We start from the raw sequence: 9,712 nt of genomic DNA, 5'->3' as shown, positions 1-9,712 counted from the left end.
GACGCCGGCGCGGCGCGCGCCGACCGTCGCGATCGTCATCAGCGGCGACAGCGTGATCGCTTCGCCGGCCCGCGACGCGCTCGGCGCGTTCGCGCGCGAGCAGGGTTTCCGCGTGATCCAGAGCAACGGCCGCTCGCGCGACTCGGAGCCGCAGGCCTATGCGCGCAAGGCCGACGCGGTGTTCTATCTCGACGCGAACCCGATCGGTACGACCGAAGTCGCCTACTACGGCAACGCGTCCACGCTCTACAGCGCCGAAGTCAGCCTCAGCGCCTATCGCGTCAGCGACGGCGAGCTGCTGTTCCGCGCGAGGCCGCAGCCGGTGGACTTCACGGCGCTCAACGCGCGCGAAAAGGCCGAGGAAGCCGTCGAGCCGCTGCTCGCCGACGTCGAGCAGGAGCTGCGGCGGATTCGCTGAGCGGCCGTTGCGGCGAGCGCAGGCGAACCGCAACGTCACGTTGCCGGCATCTCGATCAGCGGTTCGAGGGCGCGCTCGCCGTCTCGGTGTTGCGGCTCGCTTGCGCCCACCGCCGCAGGCGCGGCGACGTCGTCGCGTTCAATGTCCGAACAGGCGCAGAAACAGATCCGTGTCGGGCTTGCCGCGGTGCTGGTATTCGCGCAGCGGCATGTAGTGCGTGCGTTCGGACCACCAGATCGAGCGGTTGCCGTTCGGGTTGAACTCGTTCAGGCTGACGATGCCGCGCCAGTCTTCGGCCGTGTTGACGGCAGCGTCCTGCAGCAGCTGCAGCGAGGCTTCGGCGTCGAGCTGTTCGTGCAGCACGCGCGGCAGGTCCATGGCGATGCGCGACAGGCGCCGCCAGAGCGTGCCGGCGTCGCCGTTGGCCGCGGCTGAGAGCGACGCGCAGGTGAAGAACGGGAAATAGCGGCCGACGCGATCGACGCTCGGCATCAGCAGCCCGCAGAGCGGCGCCGGCGACCAGACGCCGGCCGGCAGCACGAACTGCCAGACCGGCGAGACGAGATAGCTGTCGAGCCACTGCTCGGAAATCGAGCGCAGCGCGAACAGGCCTGACCGCATCCATTCGTCGACCACGCCGATCTGCTCGCGCGGCAGGCTGCGCGAGACGAAGTCGCCGAGCGCCGGAACCTTGCCGTAGAAGCCGAATTCGCCGACGAGCGCGTGCCCGCTCATCAGATGCGGCCCGGACACGAGAAGCTGACGAGCTCGCGCAGCCGGAACGGGTTCTGCACGCTGCTTGCGGTGACTTCGAGCACGATGCGCTTGCCGTGGATCAGCAGCGCCGCGACGAAGCGCTCGGGGCCAGCGCCCGGGCGGATCTCGCCTTCGTCGAACAGGCGGAACAGCGCCCAGGGCCCGCTCTTGACGAGGTACTTCTCGCCGTCCTTCGCACTGGCCGTGACGATGCGCACCTGGTTCGTCGCGCGCGGGCCGGGCCAGGTCGCGCGCTGCGGCACCTGCGGACCGTGGGCGTAGCGGAACACCTGTCCGTCGACGTCGAGCGTCATCTGCTCGATGGTCGCGTCCATCTCGAGCACCTTGAACTCGAACGACAGATCCATGGCCTTGCCGCCGGACGGGAAGAACACGTCGCGTATGCGCGCGGCCTTCTGGAACGAGGCCAGCGGCACCTGCGCGCCGCCGGGCTGGCGCAGTACCCAGGTCGATCCGGACACGTCGGCCATCGGCGCGAGCCGCGTCTGGAAGAACTGGTCCATGAGGCCGCCCTGGCCGAACATGCGCGAGAAGTCCGCGAGCGTGACTTCCTGCGTGGCCGAGCGCTCGAACGGATAACGGCCCTGGATCGCGCGGCGGCAGAATTCGCCGAGCGAGCTGTCGAGCTCGCCGCCGAGCGTGCTGCGTATGCTGCCGTCGGTCTGGCGGCTGCTGCTGTCGGCGAGGTTCTCGAGCATGCCGCGCAGCGGCATCGGCAGTTGCGCGGCCTCGGCGCGCACGCGCGTCAGCACTTCCGTCGACGGCACGGTCAGGGTCGTTCGCGTCGCGAGCGCGGCCTGCGTGCCCGACATGTTCATGTACAGCTCGTTGAACAGCTTCATGACGTTGTCGATCTGCGACGTGCCGCCGTTCGCGCCGACGAGCCGGCGTATCGGCTCGAAGCGGTCGTCGACGATGCGTTCGAGACGTTCTTCCTTGCGCGCGGCGGCCGGCACCATCGACGGGCCCAGGGTGCGGCGCAGGTCGTCGGCGGCCGTGTTGACCTGACGCTTGGCCTGGGTCAGCAGGGACTGGTCGTTCGTGTTGTCGGGCTTGATCAGCGTGGTCTCGCGCGCGACTGCACGCAGGAACTGCGCGACCGGAGAATCCGGCGCGGACAGGATGCGCGCGGTCTCGATGCTCTGCGACATGGAGTTGCTGTCGATCAGGCGTACGTCGCCGATATAGGCCTCCCAGAGGCCGACGTACTCGTGCAGGTACAGGCGCTTGAGGTCGCGCTGCAGCGCGCCTTCGGTCAGGCCTTCGAGCTGCTGCTGCGGACGCTGGGCGACGCGGTCGAGCACCCAGGCTTCCTCATTCTCGAGCAGGCCGAGCACCGACTCGGCTTCGGGCAGGAACACGTTGTGATAGCCGTGGTAGGTGAACAGCCCGGGTATGCCCTTGGTCAGCGGCTGCCCGCTCGCGCGGCGGAACACGAGCGTGGCCTGCGGCCCGCCGGCTTCGGCGATCGTGAAGTCGCTCAGGGAGCCGTTGTTGAGGCGGTTCTTCAGGCGGCTGTAGGCGCGCTGGGCCAGCGAATAGCGCGCGAGCTGCTCGCGTTTCTGCCGCACGAGCTCCGCGTCGATCGGGAACGGCGAGGCGACCGAATCGGCATTGAGCAGCCGCGACAGATGCACGAACAGCTGCTCGCGCTGCTCCTGCGTCGCCGAGGGCGGCAGGCTGCGTTCCCAGTCCAGGCGCAGGAACGCCTCGACGGTCGCCGCGTCGTAGTGCTTGGGCTCGCTGAGCATCAGATAGACCTTGAGCGTCTCGTAGGTCAGCTCGAGGTTGTCTTCGGGGGTCGTGCGCAGCAGCTCCTCGAGCCGGCGCACGATGCGCGGCAGCAGTGCGCGCTCGATGGCCTTGCGGTAGGAATCCTGCGCGGCGGCGTCGAGCTTGCGGCCCTGGTACAGGCCGTAGGTCAGGTTCAGCGGCGGGTCGCCGACCGTGAAGTTCGGACCGTCGGCGAGCCGGGCGAGCGCGTTCAGGCCCGGCAGCAGCTCGATCAGGGTGCCGCCTTCGCCCTTCTGCATGCTCTTGAGATGGCCATCGACGAGCGCGGTCTTGGAATCGACGAAGTCGATGTAGCCGGTGTTGCGCTTGTAGCTCACGGCCCAGCCGAGCACGGCGGCGGTCAGCAACACGATCACGCCCAGGTGGCCGGCGATGCTGAGCCAGCGCTCGCGCCGCTCGGCGCGGCGGTTGCGGCCGGCCAGATGCGCTTCGGGGAAGATGACCTTGTGCAGCAGGTCCTGCAGGAAGAAGCTCTTGCCGCTCTTGGGTGTCTGCTGCAGCGAGACGCGGCCGTCGAAGCCGAGGCTGCGGTTGAGGCTGCCGAGCAGGCGGTCGAACGGCGTGCCTTCCTGCGTGCCGCTCGTGAAGTAGACGCCGCGCAGCATCGCGGTCGGCGCGAACTTCGAGTCGGCGAACACGTTCTGCAGCAGCTGGCGCACCAGCGGCGTCAGGTTCGCGAAATGCTGCGGCAGGGTGTAGGCGCGCGCGCGCCGCGCCGTGTCGTTCTCGGCCAGCATGAGCTCGGGCAGCTTGTCGAACAGGCGCCGCGCGAGCGCGTCCATCTCCTGTTCCATCTGCTTGCCGAGCTGCTCGCGGCTCGTCGAATCGGCTAGCTGCAGCGGCAGGGTGAAGCCCCAGACCTGCGCGCGCTCTTCCTTGCTGAGGTTCGCGAAGTACTCGTTGAAGCCGCCGAGCAGGTCGACCTTGCTGACGAGCACGTAGATCGGGAACGCGATGCTGAGGTTCTCGGTCAGCTCGTTCAGACGCGCGCGTATGCGCGCGGCATGGCGCACGCGCTCGTCCTCGTTGGACGTCAGCAGGTCGGCGACCGAGATCGTCAGGATCGCGCCGTTCAGCGGCTGGCGCGGACGAAACCGCTTGAGCAGCTTCAGGAAGCCTTCCCATTCGGCCTTGTCGGCCGCGGCGTCGCTCTCCTGCGTCGTATAGCGGCCGGCCGTGTCGAGCAGCACCGTCTCGTCGGCGAACCACCAGTCGCAGCTGCGCGTGCCGCCGACGCCGCGGATGCTTTCCTTGCCCATTTCCTCGGCCAGCGGGAAGCGCAGGCCGCTGTTGAGCAGCGCGGTCGTCTTGCCCGAGCCCGGCGCGCCGATGAACACGTACCACGGAATCTGGTACAGGTATTTCTGGCCGAACTGGGCGAACAGGCCGGTTTCCTTCTTGCCGCCGAAGCGCGTTTTCTTGAGTTGGGTCAGCGCGCGCTCGAAGTTGCCGCGCAGCTCGTCGATGGCCGCGCGCGACGGATCGTCCGGCGCGGCCGGCTTGGCTTCGCGCAGGCCCATGACTGCGTCGATGAGCCGCGCGTTCATGCGCTGTTTGCGCCACAGGCGCACGAGCAGGCGCAGCAGGACGAGCGCGAAGATGGCGACGATGATCCAGACGCGTACGACGACCGGTTCGAGCGGCCGGTAGTTCGCGAACGCGAACAGCGGGCCGAGGAACCAGATCGCCAGGGCCAGCGCGAGCAGGCCCAGCGCGATGAATACGTAGCGGTTGAAGATCAGCGACAACAGACGGCGCAGCACTAGCGAACCTCCTTGGTGAGCTCCGCCGGAGAGGCGAACACCGTGATCTCGACGCGGCGGTTCTGCGCGCGGCCGGCCGGCGTCGCGTTGTCGGCGATCGGATCGGCTTCGCCGCGACCCTCGGTGGTGATGCGGCCCGGCGTGCGCACGGTCGCGTCGAGCTGCGCGGCGACGGCGCGCGCGCGTTCCTGCGACAGCTCCCAGTTCGACGGGAAGCGCACGCTGCGTATCGGCCGGTCGTCGGTATGGCCGCTGACGAGCACGCGGCCGCGCACTTCGCCGATGGCCGCGGCAATGCGGTCGACGATGTCGCGGTACTGCGGCCGCATCGTCGCGCTGCCGGATTCGAACAGGCCGTCGCCGCGTATCGTCACGGTGCTCTGCTCGGCGTTCTCCTTGACCGACACGAGTCCTTCGCGGATTTCCTTCTCGAGGAACTTCGAGAAGCGCAGCGGCGGCGGCGCGTCGCGCACGACCGCCGGCGGCGCCGGCAGCTTCAGCGCGCTGATCGCGACGAAAGTCTTGTCCGAGCGCGCCGCGAGCCAGAACGCGAGCAGCATGTAGAAGCCGACGCCGAGCACGACCGCGACGATGGCCGAGACCCAGACCGGAATCATGCCCCAGATCCGCGGCAGCTCGGCCGCGTGCCCCTGCCAGTGGATGGACAGCGCGCGGTCGGGCACGCCGCGCGCGGTCTTGATGATGTCGGCGAGGCGGCGCTTGAGATTCTCGAGCTGGCTCTGGCCGTTGGAGACGATGCGGTAGCGCCCCTCGAAACCGAGCGCGATGCAGTAGTACATCAGCTCCAGCACGTCTATGTACTGCGCCGGCGTCTGCGCGAGCTTGGCCAGCAGCTGGAAGAATTTCTCGCCGCCCCAGGTCTCGTTGTGGAAGGTCACGAGCAGCGAATTCTTGGACCAGGCGCCCGAGCTGCCCCAGGGCGTCTGCGCCGCGGCTTCGTCGAGCACGGTGCACAGGCAGTAGCGCGCCGCGACGATGTGCTCGGGCGGAATGCCCTGCGCCTTCGCCGTCGCGTCGAAGCGGCGGATCTCGTCGGCGAGGTAGTTCTTCAGGCGCTCCGGATCCGCGTTGTGCACGAGCGTGCGGATCTGATAGACGAGATTGAGGATCGGATTGGCCAGCGCGATCAGCGGCGAATTGCCGGACGGGATCTCCGGCTCGTGCGACTGCCAGACGGGCTGCGACGCCGCCGACAGCGGCGCTGCGGCGCCGCCCGGGCTCGGCATCACGAAGGTGCGGTTGTTGCCGGCGTTGAACGAAGGGTTGGACATGGTCGGTTCTGTCAGGGGTCAGTACCCGCCGGAATTCAGCGCGGCCCGGGGCGAGCGTGCCGTGTCGTGCCGAGGACGCCGCTCAGCGGCGCACGGCCCAGCATTCGAGTTCCAGGTCGGGAAATTCGCCGGCCACGTGCAGGGCCAGGGTGCCGGTGTTCTGCAGCTGCTTCCACAGATCGACCGAAGTGTCCATCTCGAAATAGTGATAGCCCGCGTGATACGGAATCTGGCGCGGTGCGACCGGCAGCAGGCGCAGGCCGACACCGGGCAGGTGCAGATTCACGAGATCGCGGATCTTGTCGGCCGGACCGATCTTGACCTGCGTCGGGAAGTGCGTGCGCAGCGTCTCCGGCGGCGTGCTCGCGTGCACGGCAAGGATGAACTGGGCGTTGCGCAGCAGCTCGGTGTCGTTGACGTGGCCGACGCGCACGCCGTAGTTGCGGATCTGCAGGTCGATCTGCACGGCGTTCTGCTCGAGCACGGTCGACAGGCCGCGGCGCAGCAGGAACATCAGCGGCATGATGCAGCCGTACAGATCGTCGTGATCGTAGTGCGGCCAGCTCGTCGGCCGGCGCGAGGCCTCCATGAACGTCGCGAGCTCGCCGGCGATCTGCACGAGCGCGGCGTAGAAGCGTTCCGGATGCAGCACCGACGGATTGATCAGATGCGCGAGCAGCGGCTGGTAGCGGTTGAGCATCTGCAGCAGCAGGAACTCGCCGACTTCCGACACGCCGCCGCGGCCGGGCTGGCTCAGGCGGTCGGCCAGCACGTCGGCGCGCTGGTTCACGAGGCCGTGCAGTTCGTTGAGCAGCGACAGCAGGTAGGCGAACGCGGAGCAGCAGACCACCGGCGGGATGTATTCGCTGTCGAGCAGCAGCTGGCGGTCGCTGCGGCACTCGACGACGCGCGCGACGCCGATGCCGAGCCAGCCGTCGGCGAGATCCTTCTCGAGCACGAGGCGCAGGCGCGGCGTGCCGAGCTGCAGGTCGGCCGGCTCGCCGGCGATCGAGTTCTCGTCGCGTACGACGGCGTCGCTGACCGTGTAGCGCGCGAGCGAGGCCGGATGGTCCTCGAACACGACGTGCTCGGTGCCCGGTCTTTTCAGCGGCAGCGCGAGATAGACGGTCTGGTTGACCACGCCTTCGCCGAAATGCAGCGGATCGGGCGCGGCGCTCTGCGTCGGGAACGCGAACGACGTGCCGTCGGGCAGCAGGCCGATCGCGTTCTGTATCGCGAGCTTGCCGACCGCGAGCGCGGCCACGTCGAGGCGCAGCTCGCGGAAGCCCCAGAAGAACGGCTCGGCCGCGAGGCTGCGCTGGTGCGCGTGGAACTCGAGATAGCGTTCCTGCTGCTGGAAGTGCTGCGGGCGCAGGAACATGCCCTCGGCCCAGACGACTTTCTTGTACGGGTCCATCTCACCTTCCCTGGCTGGCGCTGCGGCGTGCTCGCATGGCGTCACTTCTTCTTCAGCGGCGGGCCGACGAGGGTGACCTTGCGTTCCTCGAGCGTGACCTTGTACTCGACGGTCGGCTTGCCGCTCTTGAGGAACTCGGGCAGCTTGATCCACTTCTTGCGCTGCGGCGGCAGGTCGAGCGCCGCGCGCCAGACGCTGTTCTCCATGTCGCGGTAGCCGACCATGACGCCGATCGCGTCCTCGTCGGCGTCGAAGGTGTAGCTCTTCTTCACCGCCGCGCCGGGCTGGATCGGAAACGGATCGCGCAGCACGACGACGCCGTCGAGGCTGCCCTTGGTCTCGTCGGCCAGGGTGAAGTAGTCGGCGTCGAGGAACGGCGCCGCGCGCTTGAGCTTGAGCACCGTGACGACGGCCGGCGACGGCCGCTGGTTCATGTCCGGATTGAGCCGGGCATCGGCCGTCACGACGACTTCGACGGTGACCGGATTGCGTTTCTTCGGCGCCGACGAGCAGGCGCCGAGCAGGGCGAGCAGCGACAGGCAGAGCAGCAGTCCGACCTGACGGGAGTCAGGACGCAGGCGCGGCGAGAGGAGCATGGGCGAGCGATGGGCGGTCATTGTGGTAGCGGCGCTGTGAGTGGAAGTGGACGGACGAGTCGGGGGAGCTTGTCCGTCGGTCGAAACGCGGTGATGACAAAGCCTGTTGCGATGAACCGGTGCGCCCGGCGGCGGCTCAGGCGGAACCGGAGCCCGCCTCGACGAGCTCGGCGACGGCCGCCTGATCCGGCCACGGCATCGTGATCTCGTTCGGGCGGCCGACCCAGACCGCGAGCGCGCTGTAGTTGTCCTGCAGCGGCGTGCCGCGCAGCTGGATCAGCTGTTCCATCTGCAGCAGCCACTCCTCGGCCGAATCGGCGCGCGTCAGGCATTCGACCATCTCCGCTTCGAGCACGACTTCCCAGAAGCCGTCGGTACAGATCAGGAAGGCGTCGCCGTCGTCGATGTCGAAGGCCGTCTCGAGCGCGGCCGGCGGCACGCCGTCGCCCATGCCGAGCGCGGCGAACAGCAGGTTGCGCTTGGCATGGTTGCGGATCTCGCTCTCGTTGATGACGCCGGCGTCGACGAAGGTCTGCACGACGCTGTGGTCCTTGGTCAGCTGGCGGCAGTGCCGCTTGCGGAACAGGTACAGGCGCGTGTCGCCGAGGTTGGACCACTGCGCCTTCTGCGCGTTGCCGTCGAAGAACAGCGCGGCGACCGTCGCGCTCATCTTGCGCAGGCCGCCGGCGAGCTGCTGGCCGTAGCGGATCGCGACGTCGGTCTGCGTGATGATGCGTTCGATGTTCTGCCGGCTGAGCTCCGGCGCCGTCGAATAGGCCGACAGCAGGGTGCGCACGGCGGTCTCAGAGGCGACGTCGCCGCCGCCGTGGCCGCCGGCACCGTCGCAGACGATGAAGCAGGCGCCGCCGTCGGAGGTCCAGTAGCCGCAGGCGTCCTCGTTGTAGTCGCGTCCGCCCTGGCCCGACAAGGTCGCGAACTCGATGCGGATACCGCTGCCAGCGACGTAGGTATTCACCGGCTGTTCCCCGTGTTGATGCGATCGATCTCCTGTTCGTACGCGCGCGCGAACGCGCGCTGGAACAGGTTCTCGAACTCCTCGCGCGCCTCGCCGACCATCTCCTGATAGCCGTTCTCGTAGAGATCCCAGAGGCGCGCCTTGTGTTTGGCCGGCATGACGGTTTCCAGCCCGGTCTTCTCGCCGGCGCGGGCGAGGAAGCGGTCGGGGCCGAGCATGCTCGCGACGTCGTACATCGCTGCGCGCGAGCCGGCGAGCAGGCCGACCTGATGCGCCGACAGATCGTCGAACGCGTCTTCGATCGCGCGCAGCGGCGGCATGAAGCCCGGCGAGCCGCGGCCGAGCAGTTGCGTCAGCGCGGCCGCACCGTCGGGCGCGAACTTCAGCGGATTGTTGCCGTCGGTCGCGATGATCGTCACGTTCGCGCGCATCTCGTGCTTGGTCGAGGAGCGGCCGTGCATCAGGCGTATCGTGCCCGACGTCATCGCCGCGACGATGCGGCCGAGCGTCTCGAGCGCGAGCGGCGTGAACTCGCCGATGTGATTGACGTCGATGCCGCAGCCGCGCGCGAACGCGGTGCGCAGGATCGCGGCAGTGTCGTGATCGACGCTCGCCGCGTTCGGCGCCGCCGCAGCGGATGCCGCCGGTGCGGCAGTCGGCGGCGCCGTTGCCGGCGCTG

General features: G+C 68.5%; 8 protein-coding genes. 1 reads left to right on the top strand and 7 read right to left on the bottom strand.

Features of this window, described 5'->3' with window-relative positions:
* Nucleotides 1-418 (top strand): hypothetical protein (locus tag NON22_RS15150; RefSeq protein ID WP_257387788.1); only part of this gene is annotated, 418 nt, incomplete at its 5' end.
* A 138-nt stretch (nt 419-556) separates the two neighbouring features.
* Here NON22_RS15150 and tagF read toward each other — a convergent pair.
* From tagF to tagH, 7 genes are all read right to left on the bottom strand, one after another.
* A complete protein-coding gene (gene tagF / locus NON22_RS15145; protein ID WP_257387787.1) occupies nt 557-1,153 on the bottom strand; it encodes a type VI secretion system-associated protein TagF in 597 nt (198 codons plus the stop codon).
* On the bottom strand, nt 1,153-4,752 hold the full coding sequence (gene tssM / locus NON22_RS15140) for a type VI secretion system membrane subunit TssM (RefSeq protein WP_257387786.1): 3,600 nt from the start codon (nt 4,750-4,752) through the stop codon (nt 1,153-1,155). The genes tagF and tssM overlap by 1 nt, the downstream gene beginning before the upstream one ends.
* The gene (locus NON22_RS15135; RefSeq protein ID WP_257387785.1) at nt 4,752-6,044 is read right to left on the bottom strand and encodes a DotU family type VI secretion system protein; all 1,293 of its coding nucleotides are present in this window, start codon (nt 6,042-6,044) and stop codon (nt 4,752-4,754) included. Before NON22_RS15135 ends, tssM begins: the two co-directional genes overlap by 1 nt.
* A gap of 82 nt (nt 6,045-6,126) precedes the next feature.
* Nucleotides 6,127-7,461, bottom strand: a complete 1,335-nt coding sequence (gene tssK / locus NON22_RS15130) for a type VI secretion system baseplate subunit TssK (protein WP_257387784.1) — start codon at nt 7,459-7,461, stop codon at nt 6,127-6,129.
* Between the two features lie 41 nt (nt 7,462-7,502).
* Complete coding sequence (gene tssJ, locus NON22_RS15125) at nt 7,503-8,057, bottom strand: type VI secretion system lipoprotein TssJ (RefSeq protein ID WP_257387783.1); 555 nt, start codon at nt 8,055-8,057, stop codon at nt 7,503-7,505.
* A 136-nt stretch (nt 8,058-8,193) separates the two neighbouring features.
* Nucleotides 8,194-9,033: a PP2C family protein-serine/threonine phosphatase gene (locus NON22_RS15120; protein ID WP_257387782.1), complete on the bottom strand. Its 840-nt coding sequence runs from the start codon at nt 9,031-9,033 to the stop codon at nt 8,194-8,196.
* Nucleotides 9,030-9,712, bottom strand: a 683-nt coding sequence (gene tagH, locus NON22_RS15115; protein ID WP_257387781.1) for a type VI secretion system-associated FHA domain protein TagH, incomplete at its 5' end; no start/stop codon positions are given. The genes NON22_RS15120 and tagH, both read right to left, overlap by 4 nt.

The organism is Tahibacter caeni, assembly GCF_024609805.1.
In the GTDB taxonomy this organism is placed as follows: domain Bacteria; phylum Pseudomonadota; class Gammaproteobacteria; order Xanthomonadales; family Rhodanobacteraceae; genus Tahibacter; species Tahibacter caeni.
This window is presented reverse-complemented; position numbering and strand designations above follow the sequence as displayed.